This is a genomic window from Candidatus Dormiibacterota bacterium, from assembly GCA_035635555.1.
Taxonomy (GTDB): domain Bacteria; phylum Acidobacteriota; class Polarisedimenticolia; order Gp22-AA2; family Gp22-AA2; genus Gp22-AA3.
The window spans coordinates 1-15,004 of record DASQAT010000025.1; the positions used below are offsets into that span (position 1 = coordinate 1).

General features: G+C 67.6%; 12 protein-coding genes and 2 tRNA genes. 11 read left to right on the forward strand and 3 right to left on the reverse strand.

The window, feature by feature from the left end:
• From VEW47_05850 to VEW47_05890, 9 genes are all read left to right on the forward strand, one after another.
• A partial coding sequence (locus VEW47_05850; GenBank protein HYS04700.1) for a TonB-dependent receptor occupies nt 1–2,855 on the forward strand: 2,855 nt, incomplete at its 5' end.
• Nucleotides 2,856–2,984: 129 nt separating this feature from the next.
• Complete coding sequence (cysS, locus tag VEW47_05855; GenBank protein HYS04701.1) at nt 2,985–4,385, forward strand: cysteine--tRNA ligase; 1,401 nt, start codon at nt 2,985–2,987, stop codon at nt 4,383–4,385.
• Between the two features lie 101 nt (nt 4,386–4,486).
• Nucleotides 4,487–5,053 (forward strand): RNA polymerase sigma factor, encoded by a 567-nt coding sequence (locus tag VEW47_05860; protein HYS04702.1) that lies wholly within the window; start codon nt 4,487–4,489, stop codon nt 5,051–5,053.
• Nucleotides 5,050–5,598 (forward strand): zf-HC2 domain-containing protein, encoded by a 549-nt coding sequence (locus VEW47_05865; protein HYS04703.1) that lies wholly within the window; start codon nt 5,050–5,052, stop codon nt 5,596–5,598. Before VEW47_05860 ends, VEW47_05865 begins: the two co-directional genes overlap by 4 nt.
• Before the next feature lie 34 nt (nt 5,599–5,632).
• A complete protein-coding gene (locus tag VEW47_05870) occupies nt 5,633–6,211 on the forward strand; it encodes a hypothetical protein (GenBank protein ID HYS04704.1) in 579 nt (192 codons plus the stop codon).
• Complete coding sequence (locus VEW47_05875; protein ID HYS04705.1) at nt 6,208–6,627, forward strand: YraN family protein; 420 nt, start codon at nt 6,208–6,210, stop codon at nt 6,625–6,627. The genes VEW47_05870 and VEW47_05875 overlap by 4 nt, the downstream gene beginning before the upstream one ends.
• A gap of 80 nt (nt 6,628–6,707) precedes the next feature.
• Nucleotides 6,708–6,782 (forward strand) — tRNA-Gly (locus VEW47_05880).
• Nucleotides 6,783–6,907: 125 nt separating this feature from the next.
• A tRNA-Cys gene (locus tag VEW47_05885) sits at nt 6,908–6,982 on the forward strand.
• Between the two features lie 60 nt (nt 6,983–7,042).
• Nucleotides 7,043–7,588, forward strand: a complete 546-nt coding sequence (locus VEW47_05890) for a hypothetical protein (protein HYS04706.1) — start codon at nt 7,043–7,045, stop codon at nt 7,586–7,588.
• Nucleotides 7,589–7,610: 22 nt separating this feature from the next.
• On the opposite strand, the gene VEW47_05895 is transcribed toward VEW47_05890, so the two are convergent.
• A complete protein-coding gene (locus VEW47_05895; GenBank protein HYS04707.1) occupies nt 7,611–8,963 on the reverse strand; it encodes an acetyl ornithine aminotransferase family protein in 1,353 nt (450 codons plus the stop codon).
• Between the two features lie 109 nt (nt 8,964–9,072).
• Here VEW47_05895 and VEW47_05900 point away from each other — a divergent pair, with 109 nt between their 5' ends.
• Together VEW47_05900 and VEW47_05905 are read left to right on the forward strand one after the other, a co-directional pair.
• On the forward strand, nt 9,073–10,473 hold the full coding sequence (locus VEW47_05900) for a sulfatase (protein HYS04708.1): 1,401 nt from the start codon (nt 9,073–9,075) through the stop codon (nt 10,471–10,473).
• Between the two features lie 190 nt (nt 10,474–10,663).
• On the forward strand, nt 10,664–11,953 hold the full coding sequence (locus VEW47_05905; protein ID HYS04709.1) for an aspartate aminotransferase family protein: 1,290 nt from the start codon (nt 10,664–10,666) through the stop codon (nt 11,951–11,953).
• On the opposite strand, the gene otsB is transcribed toward VEW47_05905, so the two are convergent.
• Nucleotides 11,925–12,728, reverse strand: coding sequence for a trehalose-phosphatase (gene otsB / locus VEW47_05910; GenBank protein ID HYS04710.1), 804 nt, complete (start codon nt 12,726–12,728; stop codon nt 11,925–11,927). The two genes, VEW47_05905 and otsB, sit on opposite strands and share 29 nt — an antisense overlap.
• The gene (locus VEW47_05915) at nt 12,725–14,977 is read right to left on the reverse strand and encodes a trehalose-6-phosphate synthase (GenBank protein ID HYS04711.1); all 2,253 of its coding nucleotides are present in this window, start codon (nt 14,975–14,977) and stop codon (nt 12,725–12,727) included. The genes otsB and VEW47_05915 overlap by 4 nt, the downstream gene beginning before the upstream one ends.
• Nucleotides 14,978–15,004 lie beyond the last annotated feature (27 nt).

Sequence of the window (15,004 nt, forward strand, 5' to 3'; positions counted from 1 at the left end):
CGGAGAAGAGGGTCTTCGGCAAGCTGTCCTGGGACATGTCGACGAACCACAAGCTGCAGTTCACGGCGACCTGGGATCCGCAGGAGTACGGCAACCTGGGAGTCGATTCCTTCACGGCTGTGGAAGCGGGTTACACCGAAAAACGCGGCGGGCTCAACCTGACGCTCAAGGAGACGGCAGTCTTCAACCCGAACGTCTTCCTCGAGACCACGGTCCAGCACTTCGCGACCCAGCCCCAGACGATTCCGACGCTGAACGCCGACACCAACCACAACGGAGTTCTGTTCATCGACCGGAACCACAACGGCTTCATCGACGCGACCGAGCGCGACCCGGGTGAGGACTACGATCTCGACCACGCCTTCGACATGTTCGAGGACATCAATCACGACCGCCATCTCAGCCCCGGTGAGGACAGGGACCTCGACGGGCGGCTGACGTCCGGCGCCGGGTGCGAGGGGGTCCACCGGGAGGACGTCGATTGCGACGGCCACGTGGATCTGATCTGGGAAGACGACAACAACAACCACCAGCTCGATCCGGGCGAGGATCGGGACGGCGACGGCCGGCTCGATTACATCGACGAGGACGTGAACCACAACGGCGTACTCGATCCGGGTGAGGACAGGAACGACAACCAGCGCCTGGACACGTTCGATCCCCAATTCAAGAACATTCATCCCTACATCGAGGATCGGAACGGAAACCAGAACCTGGACGACCGCTCCTTCCCCAGCCTGCTGGATCCCCAGCCGCTCTATCCGTACGGCGAGCTGCGCCCGATCCCGGCCGACCGCGACTACACGATCGATCAGCAGACCCTGCGGACCAGCGGTCCGAACGCCGGAGCGTACCCCGGAGTACGGGGCTTCAGCGACTACACGGCGAACGCGGGGAGGATCACGCTGAAGGAAGACCTGACGGTCTTCGTTCCCGACTGGCACGGTCAGCACGACATGAAATTCGGCGGTGTTGTGGAGCGGGAGACCTACAACCAGGACACCAGTCTCAGGCCGATTCTTCTGACCCACGCGAACCCGCCCACCGCGAACGTCATTCAACCGAGAGTCGGCGTCATCCTGCCGGCCGAGAACCAGGTGTTCAACAACGCCAGCAGCACGTCCTTCGGGATGTACGCGGTGGACACCTTCAAGCCTCTTCCGAACCTGACCCTGGGGATGGGGCTGCGCTTCGACCGCGAGGCGACCGACTCCTTCGGCTATACCCCCTTCGACCCGGTGGCCCAGCGCAACCTCTTCGACCGGCTCAACAACCTGGGGGGTGCCGAGGCCGACACGTCGGACGACAAGGAGCTCGGAAACGACGATGGTATTATCAGCGGGGGCTACTGCAGTGATCCGATCTTCTACATCCCCGGATTGGGCAATCCCTGCAAAAATCCGATCAGGCCGCAGGGCATTCCCGGCCCCGATGGCGAGAACTACGATTCTATCGCCAATGTCGAGCAGGACCTGACGAACCTGAGGCGCGTGGCGCCGTCCCGGTTGACTCAGCACCACACGGCCACGACGCTGGCGGCCGCCAGCCTGAAGAATCTCTTCCCGGAGGCGGTCAGGATCGATCCGGTGACGGGTTACGAGGTCATCGACCGCGAGGTTCTGCGCGAGCGCGGCTCGGCCACCTTCCAGGAGCAGGAAGCCTTCCGGCTGACGAACAACAACCTGGCGCCGCGCGTGTCGATCTCGTGGGATCCGTGGGCCGACTCCAAGACGAAGGTGTTCGCCAACTGGGGCCGCTACTACGATCGCCTCTTCCTGGACACGGTCATCCCCGAGGAGGGTCCCGATACGATCCAGCGCTATTACATCACGGACGAGAACGGCGTGACGGGGAGCGGCGTGCCCGACAACGGCATCGGTCCGCCGATCTCCAAGGCGCCGCCGAGCGCCACCCAGGTCGACCGCGGCCTGCAGACGCCCTTCTCCGACGAGCTGACGATCGGCTTCGAGCGCGAGCTGGCGCCCGAGATCTCCATCCGGCTCACGTACATCAACAAGAAGTACCGGGACCAGCTGCAGGACCGGGACATCAACCACAGCCTGCGCTTCGACGACGCGACCGGGGCGCCGCTGGACGAGATCGGCGGCCTGTTGCAGTCGAGCGGCGGCGGGGGCGGCACGTCGGCGGCCCGGGTCAAGAACAACAAGCCGGACCTCTATATCCACAACTTCTTCTTCAACCAGATCTACTTCCTGAGCAACATCAACTCGGCCCGCTACCACGGCATCGAGCTGCAGCTGACCAAGCGCCTGAGCCGCAAGTGGCAGATGGACGCCTCGTACACCTACTCCCGCAACCTGGGCTTCGCGGACAGCTTCTATTCGGCGCTGGGGGACGATCCGGCCACGGTCCCGTTCACTTACGGCTACCAGACCGACGACGAGCGGCACGTGGTGAAATTCAACGCCACCACCTTCCTGCCGCATGACTGGCAGGTCGCCGGCACGGCGCAATGGACCTCGGGTCTTCCGTACAGCGTAGTCAGTTTCTTCTCGGACCTGGACAATTTCGACTTCCTGCAGACCCGTTTCCTGTACGGTCATACGCCCGAAACGTCGACCACGACGAACCCCAGCCGCGCCTTCGAGCCGTCGCGGCGCAACGATCAGCGTAACGACCCGATTCTGCTCATCAACCTGCACGCCGACAAGGCGTTCGTCCTCGGGAAGCTGAACTCGAAGCTGTTCTTCGATATCCAGAACATTCTCAACCGCGACTACCTGAGAATCTTCACCTACGAGCCGGCCTCCCCCGACCGCGGTGGCGCGCTCCAGATCATCTCCGAGCGCAACTTCGGCCGGCGCTTCCAGATCGGCTTCCAGTTCGAGTTCTGATCGCCAACGAATTCAGGCCGCCCGGTCCTCGTCGCGCGAGGGCCGGGCGGCCCTTTGATCGCCCCGCCTTTCGTTGACACCACGAAGCCTCCGGGTTAGACTCCCCGCCCGACTGCCCCGCTGAGGCCCATGGCGCTTCGCTTTCATAACACCCTGACCAGGCAGCAGGAGGACTTCGTCCCCCTCCACCCGGGGGAGGTCCGCCTGTACACCTGCGGTCCCACCGTGTACGACTACGCGCACATCGGCAATTTCCGCACCTATCTCTGGGAGGACCTGCTCCGCCGCTACCTCAAGTTCCGCGGCTACAAGGTGACCCAGGCGATGAACCTCACGGACGTGGATGACAAGACGATCGCCAACGCGCGCGAGGCGGGAGTGACGCTCGACGACTACACGCGCGCTTACATCGACGCGTTCTTCGAGGACGTCGCGTCGCTGGGGATGGAGAGGGCGGAGCACTATCCGCGCGCGACCGCCTTCATCCCGGAGATGGCCCGTCTCGTCCAGCGCCTGCAGACCGCGGGGCACGTCTACGAGAGCCGCGGATCCCTGTACTTCAAGATCTCGACCTTCCCGGCGTACGGCCGGCTGTCACACGTCGACCCGGCGGCCGCCGCAGGCCAGGCCCGCATCGACTCGGACGAGTACGAGAAGGACAACCCGCGCGACTTCGCCGTCTGGAAGGCCCCCAAGGACGGCGAGCCGTTCTGGGACACCGAGGTCGGACCGGGGAGACCCGGGTGGCACATCGAGTGCTCGGCCATGTCCATGCATCTGCTGGGGGAGACTTTCGACATCCACACCGGAGGCGTGGACAACATCTTCCCGCACCACGAGAACGAGATCGCGCAGAGCGAGGCCGCCACCGGCCGGCCGTTCGTCCGTTACTGGATGCACGCCGCCCACCTGATCGTGGACGGCGAGAAGATGTCGAAATCGAAGGGGAACTTCCACACCCTGCGCGATCTCGCGGCGCGAGGGCACGACATGCGGGCGGTCCGGTACATGCTCCTGTCCGTGCATTATCGCAAGCCGCTCAATTTCACCTTCGAAGGGCTCTCCCAGGCGGCTGCCGCTCTCGGTCGGATTGATGACCTCGCGCTGAGGCTGGATGCGACGGCGCAGGATCTGGCCGCGGACGGCGGCGAGGTCGCGGCGCGGGCGACGGAGTCGCTGCGGGGCCTGACCGAGGCGCTCGACGACGACCTCAACACCGCCGGGGCCCTCGGTCACCTGTTCGATCTCGTGCGGGAGACGCACAGCGCCATGGACGCGGGGAGGTTCGGAACGCGGGATCTGGCGGCGGCGCGGCAGGTCCTGAGCGCCTTCGAGACGATCTTCGGGATCCGGGCCGGACAGCGCGCCGACCTCAACGCGGAGATCGAGGCTCTCATCAAGAAGCGTGGCGAAGCGCGCTCCCGAAGGGACTTCGCCGCCGCGGACTGCATCCGGGACGATCTCCTGGGACGCGGCATCATCCTCGAGGACACCCCCCAGGGAGTGCGCTGGAAGCGCAAGGGCGCCTGAGACCCGGGCCGCCCGGGCCAGGCATGATCCCGTCGCGCCGAGTTCAGCCTCCCGGCTAAACCGACCCGTTCCAGGCGTGGTCTAAGGACGCAGAGGAGGCGATGCAGGTTGGCCCGGAGCGTCAGGACCCTGACGGAAGACTCGTGGCCCGCTTCCTCCAGGGGGACGGGTCGGCGTTCGACGAGCTCGTGCTGCGCCATCGTGTGGCCGTCTACCGGCTCGCGTATCGTCTTCTCGGGAACCACTCGGAGGCGGATGATGTCTCACAGGAGGCGTTCTTGAGGGCCTATCGGGGGCTCCCGGGCTTCCGGGGGGACGCCACGTTCCGCACGTGGATCGTCCGTATCGTGCTCAACCTGGCGCAGAGCGCGCGGCACGCGCGCCGCGCCACCGTATCGATCGAGGAGGCGGCCGTGCAGGGAGGGCGCTGCACCGCATCCGACGCCGTGCTCAGGCGCGAGGTCCGCAGCGCCGTCTCGGGCCTCCCCCCCCGCCAGCGGCAGGTGCTGGTCCTCAAGGTCTACGAGGGGATGAAATTCGCCGAGATTGCCCAGGCGGCCGACATGTCGATCGGCACCGCCAAGGCGACATTCTTCCAGGCGGTGCAGAATCTCCGGGCGCGGCTGGCGCCGCAGCCGGCAGCGCCGGAAGAGGAGGCGTCCTCGTGACCGACTGCGCCGGGACGCGCGAGCGAATCACGGCTTGGCTCTCCGGCGAGCTCGGTCCGGACGATCGTCGTGTCCTCGAGGATCACCTCTCGGCCTGCGCCTCCTGCGCCGCCGACGCCGGGCGCCTGCGCCAGGCGCTCGATCTCCTGACGGTCGGCGACGTCCCCGATCCGGGCCCTGTGTACTGGTCGTCCTTCGGCCGCAGACTGCGGGTGCGCATCGATGCCGCCCGGCGGCGGGTGCGTCTGCTGCGGTGGACCGCGACGATCGCGGCGGCGGCCGTGATCGTCGCGGGTCTTTCTCTCCAGAGGCCGCGTCACGGGATCGCTCCGTCGCCCCGCGCGCCGACGATCGAGGAGGCGGAGGCGCGGCTGCGCGACGCCCTCCGCCGGGCGGCGGCGGAGGGGGACGAGCCGATCCCGATCGAGACCATCCTGGACGAAATCGCCCCGGCGGACTCGCTCGAGGGGACCGGTCTGGCGGGCGACCCGACGCCGGAGGACGAACGGCGGTTGTCGGACGACCTGCTCGACTCGCAGGGCTAGGAACATGTCCAAGGTGGAAGGAGGCCGCATCGGCATGCGAAGCAGATCATGGAGACATCGCGCCGCCGGCGTGGTGTTGGGAGTCCTCGCGTCGGTGGCGATCGCGGCGGGGCAGACGCACAGGGAGAAGCCGCCCGGAGCGGGACCTCCGGGTGCGCGGGCCGGCGAAGTGCGCGAAGCCATGGAACAGATGGTCATCGCGCGGATGAAAGTGGCGCTGCACCTGACCGAGGCGCAGGAGACGACCGTGATCCCGCGCGTGCAGAAGCTCATGCAGGCGCGTCGCGACCACGCCGCGAAACGGCGGGCGGCCATGGCGCAGTTGCGGGCGTTGCTCCAGGACGGGACCGCGGGCGACCGCGAGATCGAACAGTCCCTCCAGGCCGTCCGGAAGGTCGACGATGATTTCCGCGACCGGGAGGAGGGTCTGCGCGACGCCATCGACCGCGAGCTCACGTGGAGGCAGCGGGGTCGCATGGTGTTCTTCGAGGCCCGCCTTCGTCGGGTGATGCAGCGCCGCCTCCAGGATGCGATGGGAGGCGCCCGCGGACCGGCCGGTCCACCCGCGGAGGACGATGATCAGGAAGACGGCCCGCCAGAGGAAGGTCTGTGATCGGAAGGTTCGCGGGGCTCGCCGAGGGAACGCCCCCCTACGAGTCGCCTCCGGGCCGTCACATCCGGCTGGGGCGTCGGGGAGAGGAGGCGGCCGAGCGTCACCTCGCATGCCGGGGTTATCGCATCCTGGAGCGCCGCTACCGCACCCGCGCCGGGGAGATCGACTTCATCGCCGAGGATGGCGCGACCCTCGTCTTCGTGGAGGTCAAGACCCGCTCGTCGCTGCGCTTCGGACGACCGTCCGAGGCGGTCGGTTTCCGGAAACGCGCCCGGATCGCCGCCGCGGCCTCCCTGTACCTGGCGCTCCGCGGCGGCCACGAGCGCCCCTGCCGGTTCGATGTCGTGGAAGTCCTCGAGTCCGCGGGAGGGGCGTTCCGGGTGCGCCTCATCCGCGACGCCTTCGAGGCCGGCTGAAGCCCCCTCCGTGCGCTCACCTTGACAGTCCACGGAATCGCCCGGTAAGATCCTCGCGCGCCCGGCGTCCCCGGGTGTGAGCGGGAATAACTCAGTGGTAGAGTGCAACCTTGCCAAGGTTGAAGTCGCGGGTTCGACTCCCGTTTCCCGCTCCAATCTGTGGGCCGGCTTCCCGACGGGGCCGGCCCGCGTCATTTGAGGGACCCGGGGCCCCGGATTGACAGTCCCCGGCGCCCCCGGTAGAATTTTCCGCCACCGCATCATTCTCGGGTCTCGGGCTGGCGGCGTAGCCAAGCGGTAAGGCAGAGGTCTGCAAAACCTCGATACATCGGTTCGATTCCGATCGCCGCCTCCACCCGACTCTTCGCCCGCCGTCCTTGCTTTCCAGCCCGCGGGGATTATTTTTGATCGCGACATGGTCTCCATGCTTCGCGCCATCCTGTCCGATTACGACTTCTGGGTGAACTTCGTCTCCAATATGCTCGCCGGCATCCTGTTGACGCTGGTCTTCGGGTTGGTGCTCACCAGCGTCATGAGCCACTTCAACCAGAAGCGCAAGGTCAAGGAGCAGCGCCGCAAGTTCCTGGAGTTCATCGAGAGGGAGCTCAAGCGGAACACCAATTCCCTGACGGCCGCCCTGGAGGAGCTGCCGAAGGGGAACCTGCCGTATCCGCTGTTCGAGGTCTCGGCCTGGAAGGTCTCGGTCAATTCGTCGCTGCTCGACAACATGGACGTGGAGCTCATCCACCCGATCCTGTCCTCCTACAACCGGATCTGGGCGGCGAACGACCTGTACCAGAGTCTCCTGGAGGCCTATTTCGAGCGCCTGGCGCGCCCCTCCGAGGCGTCCGAGAAGCGCTACCTGTTCTTCCGGAAGACCCTTCTCGACCGGCTGCGCGATCTGCAGCCGAAGCTCAGCGATTCCCTGCAGCAGATCGACAGCCACTTGAAAGCGGCCTGAGACTCGGACGCGCTCCCCGGGTTCAGACGGAGGCGAAGGCGGCGTCGAGGATGGCGACCGCCTTGTCGGCGTCCGACTCGCGCGCGATCAGGGGCGGAGACAGGCGAATCGTCGACGCGCCGCACGGCAGCGTCAGGAGCCCGCGCTCGAACGCCCTCTCGATGACCGCGTGGCGCTCGCGCGGGGCGGGGGTGCGCTTCGCACGGTCGGAGACGACCTCGATCCCGACCATCAGGCCGAGGCCGCGGACGTCGCCGATGAGGCGGTGCTTCTCCTGAAGGCTCTTGAGCCGGCCGATGAGATGCGACCCGACGTGCGCGGCGTTCTCGATGAGCCCCTCCTGCAGCAGGCGCAGCGTCGCCACGGCCGCCGCGCAGGAGACCGGGTTCCCGCCGAACGTCGAGCCGTGCCCGCCGTCGTTCCATTTCATGACGTCGTCCCGGGCGATGACGGCGGAGATCGGCATCCCCGAGGCGATCCCCTTCGCCAGGATGATCATGTCGGGGTCGATGCCGTAATGCTCGAAGGCGAACATCTTCCCGGTCCGCCCCATGCCGCACTGCACCTCGTCGGCAATCAGGAGGATGCCGTTCACGCGGCAGATCTCCTGGATCCTCGGCAGGAAGTCCCTGTGCGGCGGGATGAAGCCCCCTTCCCCCTGGATCGGCTCGACGAGGATCGCCGCCACCTCCTTGGGGTCCACCGAGTGATGGAAGTACGTCTCGGTCAAAAGCTCGAGGCATTCGACCGAGCACGACTGGGGGTCGCGATTGACGGGGCAGCGGTAGCAATAGGCATAGTGCGTGTGCAGGATCTCCGGAACGAACGGGCCGTATCCCTTCCGCTGCACCGGCTTACTCGCGGTGAGCGTCATGGCCCCGTAGGTCCGGCCGTGGAAGGCGCCGAAGAAGCCGACCACCTTCTGCCGCCCGGTGCGGAGGCGCGCCAGCTTGACGGCCGTCTCGACCGCCTCGGCCCCCGAGTTGGTGAGGAAGACCCGCTTGTCCCCCCGGATCGGCGCCAGACGCGCCAGCGTCTCGCACAGCTCGATGTAGACCGGGTAATAAAAATCGGTGTAGCAGATGTGGAGGAGTCTGCCGGCCTGGTCCTGCACCGCCTTCACGACCTCGGGATGACAGTGACCGGTCGAGACCGTCGAGATCCCCGCGGCGAAGTCGAGGAACCGGTTCCCGTCCACGTCCTCGACGACCATGCCCTGGGCCCGCCCCACGACCAGCGGCACGTCCTTGCTCAGGTTCTGCGAGACGGTCCGGGCGTCCCGCGCGATGAACTCCCTGGCCTTCGGGCCCGGGAGCGGGGTGGTGATCTTCGGGTAGTCGCCAGGATAGTCCGGCGGGAACGGCGAGCCTGCCACGGTGTTCCTCCTGAGGCCGTCATTCTCACAAGCCGCGCGCGGGCTGTCAAGGACTGGCGCGGCCCGGTGTTTGACCGGGTCCGGGCGCTTTGCTACGATGCGCGCCGTCTTGTCGAGACGAGTCTTTCCACTGCTCCTGATGCCGCTCCTGCTGGCCGGCTGCGGCGAGAGCGCGCGCCCGAACGTCCTGCTGATCATCTTCGACACGGCGCGCGCCGATCGCTTCCCCTTCGACGGCTACACGCGGCCCACGACACCCAATCTGATGCCGATCGCGGCCGAGGGGGTCGTCTACACCCAGGCCTTCTCCCCCGCGCCCTGGACGGTGCCCGCGCACGCCAGCCTGTTCACGGGGCAATACCCGTCCCTGCACCGGACCGACTGCGGGTCGCTGCGCCTGCCGGACCAGGTGACCACGCTCGCCGAGACGCTGCAGGCGGCGGGCTACCGCACCATCGGCTACACGGCCAACCCGTGGCTGGGGAGGGACTACAACTTCCAGCAGGGGTTCGACACCTACGGCGAGACCTGGCGCGACGTCCCGCAGGAGAGCGAGGACACGGGGGCGGGTCTCACCAATGACAAGGTCATCCGCTTCCTGCGCTGGCGCGCCGACAACCCGGACGCCGCCTCGCAGCCGTTCTTTCTCTTCATCAACTATTTCGAGCCCCACCTTCCGTACCACCCGCCCGAGCCGGAGCGCTCGCGGTTTCTCCGGCCCGGGGCCGACCCGGCGAAGGTGAAGCGGCTGAGCCGCCTCGGCCACCCGGACGAGATGCGCTACATCGTCGGTCTCTCCGATCTGACGGACGACGACATGGGGGTCCTCAACGACCTGTACGACGGCGAGATCGCCTATACCGACCGGCGCGCGGGGGAGGTCCTGTCGGTCCTGCGCGAGCAGGGGATCCTCGACCGAACGATCGTCGCCATCGCGGGGGACCATGGCGAGAACATCGGCGACCATCACATGATGGATCACAAGCTGAGCGTGCACGACACCCTCCTGCACGTCCCCCTTCTCCTGCGCTACCCGCCGCGCATCCCGGGCGGCCGGTCGATCGACACGCGGGTGCAGATGCACGATCTGTATCCCACGATCCTGGGTCTCGCCGGCGTCGCCCCCCCGCAGGGCGCGGTCGTGGAGGCGGTGCCGCTGCCCGGGACCGGGCTGCCCGGCTCGGGGCGGCCCGCCGAGGGGCCGATCGTCGGCGAATTCGTCGGTCCGCCTCTCGAGTTCATCAAGGTGATGCAGGACCTCTTCCCCGGAAAGGACCTGTCGCGCTACAACCGCACGCTGATCGCGCTGCGGTACTCCGGCTACAAGATCCAGTGGGGTTCCGACGGCAGGCACGCCCTGTACCACGTCGACCAGGATCCGGGAGAGACGACCGACCTGGCCGCGACCGAGCCGGACCGGCTGCAGGAGATGGTCCGGCGGGTCCAGGACTGGCTGCACCGGCCGGCGCGCGCGGCGACATCGGCAGGCCGCAAGGCCTCCCCGCGCTGAAACCGGCGGGGCCGGAGCCCCCGCGGTCCGCGTGGTAAACCCGAAGTTTCCCTCGCCGCTCCCCGCTTGACAGCCCGGCCGCCTGCTGGCTTATAGTCCGGGCATGCCGCCCAAGGATCGAGTTTCACTCGTCAAGACACCGCTTCCCGGCCCCCGGTCCAAACAGTTGATCGAGAAGGAGATCGGTCTCATGGCCGCGGGGGCGTACGGCCCCCCCTCGGAGCGGCGGTTCATCGCGGTAAAGGCCTCCGGGTCGCTCATCGAAGACGCGGACGGGAACCGCTTCATCGACTTCGGATCCGGCTGGGGGACGAACAACGTCGGTAACTGCCACCCGGAGGTCGTGGAGGCGGTGTCCTCGATGATCCGCCAGCTCGGCGTGACCTGCTGGACGAGCGCCGGCAACACCGCTCAGCGCTTCGACCTGGCCGAGAGGCTCCTCGAGGTCTGCCCGAAGCGCACCGATCGGGTCCTGTTCCTGACGACGGGGACCGAGGCGGTCGAAGCGGCGCTGCGGGTGATGCGGCGCGCCTCGGAGCGCCCGTTCGTCATTTCGTTCTACGGGCAGTACCACGGCCTGTCCTACGGCTGCATGGCGGCCGGTCCTCTGGAATCACACGTGAGGGAGGACGTGGCGCCGCTCGTGAATGGCTTCGTGTACGCTCCTTATCCCTACAGTTTCAGAACGCCGCTGCGCTCGCATACGGGCGGCGGCCCCGGGCGGGCGACGCTCGAGTACATCGAAGATCTCATCCTGACCTATGAAGTCCCGCCGTCGAAGATCGCCGGGGTCCTGGTCGAGCCGGTCGTCGGCGAGGCCGGTGTGTGGGTACCTCCGGACGATTTCCTGCCCGGCCTGCGCGACATGTGCGACGAGCACGGCTGGTATTACTGCATCGACGAGGTCCAGAGCGGGTTCGGCCGTTGCGGCAAAATGTGGGCGTTCGAGCACTGGAACGTCGAGCCGGACCTGATCGTCATCGGCAAGGGGCTGTCCGGCGGCACGATGCCGATCGCCGCGGTCGCCGGCCGGCACGAGATCTTCGACAAAGCGGAGGCGTTCGTCGCCGGGACCTACGCCGGACACCCGGCCGGCTGCGCCGCGGGGCTGAAGGCGCTCGAGATCATCAAGCGCGACCACCTGCTCGAGTACGCGACCACGCTCGGGGATTACGGCCTGAAGAGGCTGCAGGCGATGAAGGAGAAGTACCCGATCATCGGCGAAGTGCGCGGCCTGGGGCTCTGGCTCGCCGTCGAGTTCGTCAAGGACCCCAAGACCCGCGCCAAGAACTTCGAAGCCGCCGCCGAGGTCAACCAGCACTGCCTCGAGAACGGTCTCTACTACATCCACGACAGCATCTCGTGGTTCGTCCGCATCCAGCCGCCGCTCAACATCGAGCGGTCCTTGTTCGAGCAGGGGCTGGACATCCTCGAGGACGCCATCGCCCGCGTCAACGCCTCCGCACGACCCCGGATCTGAACCGGCTGTCGCGGCCGGCCGGACGCTCCCCGCGCAGGGCCACGAGCAGGGCCAGGAGATCGTCGATCTCCGTCTGATCGCGCAGGTAGTAGGCGGCTCTCGAGGCGCGGCTGCGGCCGACGCGGACCGTCACCAGCCCCCGGCCCCGGCCGTTCGAGAAGACCAGCTCATCGGATCCGTCGTCTCCCACGTAGAGAGCGGCCCGGCTGCGCGCCCGCTTCTGCAGCATCCGGACCGCGGTCCCCTTGTCCGGAGAGCCGACGGGGAGAAGGTTGATCCCGAAGTGGCCCGGGACGAGGCGGGCACGAGGGAGCGCGCGCGCGATCCGCAGGACCGCCTGTTGCGCGTGCGGCGGACTCGAGGCGTTCCGGAAGTGAATGGTCAGCGTATCCTTCTTGTCCTCGATCCACACGCCGCGCAGCGGACCCAGGCGGTCGCGCAGGAGGCGCCGCCAGCCGCGGACGGTCCTGCGCCTGTCGGCCTGCCCGCGCCCGCCCGCGCCCTCCTCGGCGCCGTGATTGCCGAGGATCGCCCACAGAGGAAGCCCCGCGATCCGTGGCCGAAGATCGCCGAGGGCCCGTCCGGTGATGACGGCACATCTGTAGAGCCCGGCGACCTCCGCCAGAAGCGACCGGGTTCGAGGACGAAGGCGTGTCCGTGCGGGTTCGGGAACGAGTGGCGCCAGCGTCCCGTCGAAATCGAACGCCAGAAGGGCGTCTGTCCGGGCCAGGGCCTGCAGCACGGGGCGCTGCTCGCGTCCCAGGATGTACCTCACGGCGTGACGGTTTCTCTCGGCCCGGTGGGGTCCGAGAGACGATCGGAGACCTGGTGCCGCTGGCGCAGCCGGGCGGCGTCCACCAGCATCTGACCCGCCCACCTGTAGACGTTGAACTCGGACAGATACAGACGCATCGCGTGCATGCGCTCCTGCTGCTCCTCCGGGGACATCTCCAGGGCCGCCGCGAGCGCGGCGCTCGACTGCTCGAGGTCGTACGGATTGACGATGAGCGCCTCGGTCAGCTCGCGCGCCGCGCCGGTGAAGCAGCTCAGGATCAGAACGCCGCGCTCGTCGTCGCGGGCCGAGAGAAACTCCTTGGCCACGAGATTCATCCCGTCGTGCAGACTGCTGATGTAGCAGACGTCCGCCGCCCGGTAGAGCCGCAGGATCTCGGGCGGCTCGTAGTGCTCGATCTTCAGGACGAGCGGCCGGTACGATCCCTGGCCGAACTTCCGGTTGATCCGGTCCGCCAGCTCCTCGACGCTCTGGCGCAGCCCGCGGTAGCGATCGATGGCCGTCCGGCTCGGCGCCGCGATCTGCACGAACGTGAAGTGGCCGCGGAACTGCGGGAAGCGCTCCAGGAGCCTCTCCACGGCGAGCAGACGCTCCTCGATCCCCTTCGTGTAGTCGAGACGATCGACCCCGAGACCCAGGAGCACGTCCGGCGCCACTCCGTACTCCTCGAAGACTTCCCGCCGGCAGCGATCCACCGGCGGCGCGTCCTTGAGCAGGCGGTTGGGCCAGTCGACGGAGATCGGGTAGGCGCGAACGAGCGTGGTCCAGCCCCGGTGGATGACCGCGCGGCTCTCCCGATCGATGCGCGCCTCGAGGTAGCGATCGACCGAGTCGATGAAGTTGTTGCAGTGGAGCCTGATGTGGAAGCCGAGGATGCTGCTCCCGAGCATTCCGTGGAGAAGCTCCTTGTGCCAGGGACAGATCTCGAAGTTCTCCGAGTTCGGCCACGGAATGTGCCAGAAGCTCAGGATCATCGCCCGCGGCAGCCGCTCGCGGATGATCCGGGGCACCAGGGCGAAATGATAGTCCTGCACGAAGATGATCGGATCGGGGGTGTCGACCTCCGCGCAGACGGCGTCGGCGAACTTGCGATTCACGCTCTGATAGACGCTCCAATCCTCGCCGCGAAAGACGGGGCGCGTGTGGGCGATGTGGCACAGGGGCCACAGCCCCTCGTTGGAGAAGCCGTAGTAGTAGCCCTTCTCCTCTTCGGGGGTGAGCCAGACCCTCCGGAGGGCGTACGACTCCTCGCCGGGCGGCACGCGGATGCGCCCCGCGCGGTCGCTCACCTCGCGATCGGCGGACCCGCCGCCATGCGCCACCCAGACGCCGGAAAAGGCGCGCATGACCGGTTCGAGCGCCGTCACCAGCCCGCTCGCCGGATGCAGGACCCGGATCGTCCCGTCGGGGCCGCGGTCATGGATATACGGCTCGCGATTGGCCAGGATGATGACTTTCTCGCCGTGAAGGTAGCGCCGCAGATTGCGGCGCAGCCGATCGGCGGTCCAGGCGACGCCGCGACCTTCGGAGAGCGACTCCGAGGCGATCTGCTCCGCCAGATCCCGCACGTCCCTCACGATCGGCTGGAAGGCCCGCGACGGAGGCTTGCCGCGCAGAATGCGCCGCAGGTCCGAGGTCCAGTTGCGCCAGGAAAAGCGTGTGGCCAGCGCGGTGGCGAGCGAGGCCGCGACCGCCAGGATCCCGAACGCGGCCAGCGTGAAGCGCCGGGACGTCTCGGCGCGCAGGTCGGCGTATGTCATGTCCTGCAGGAGAACGACGAAGCCGAGCCGGTGATCGCCGGCCTCCACGGGTACGGCGCTGACATGCACCCTCCCGCCGTCGAGATCCATCAGCCGGCTCCAGGTCGGCCACTCGCCGGTCTGCGGATCGCGCCGGGCGGAGGAGATCCGCGGGCCCACGCGCTCGCACGCCAGCGGCTGCGGGTACCCCGGCGTCGCGGCGATCGTCCCGCCGTCCTCGCCGCATGCCGCGGCCGCCAGGATCCGTGCGTCGCGTGCGATGTCGCCGAGGGTGCGGCCGACGTCGGCCCGATCGTCCGAAGTCCAGCCACGGACGAGATCGTCGTGGACTCTCGACACGGCGAGGGTCGCCTTCCTCGTGACGTCCTGCTCGAACCATGTGCGGCTGGTCTTGTCGACGAGCCGCGACGTGCCCCAGGCCAGGAGACCGAGGAGGAGCAGAACGAGGATCGCGCGAAGCGACTCTTTCACGAAAATAATTGTGACATAATTTGACCC

Bases quoted from the DNA above. Each gene is read 5' to 3' on its own strand.
- VEW47_05870 (HYS04704.1), top strand. From the start codon at position 5,633: ATGCGAAGCAGATCATGGAGACATCGCGCCGCCGGCGTGGTGTTGGGA.
- VEW47_05890 (HYS04706.1), top strand. From the start codon at position 7,043: ATGGTCTCCATGCTTCGCGCCATCCTGTCCGATTACGACTTCTGGGTG.
- cysS (HYS04701.1), top strand. From the start codon at position 2,985: ATGGCGCTTCGCTTTCATAACACCCTGACCAGGCAGCAGGAGGACTTC.
- VEW47_05860 (HYS04702.1), top strand. From the start codon at position 4,487: ATGCAGGTTGGCCCGGAGCGTCAGGACCCTGACGGAAGACTCGTGGCC.
- VEW47_05905 (HYS04709.1), top strand. From the start codon at position 10,664: ATGGCCGCGGGGGCGTACGGCCCCCCCTCGGAGCGGCGGTTCATCGCG.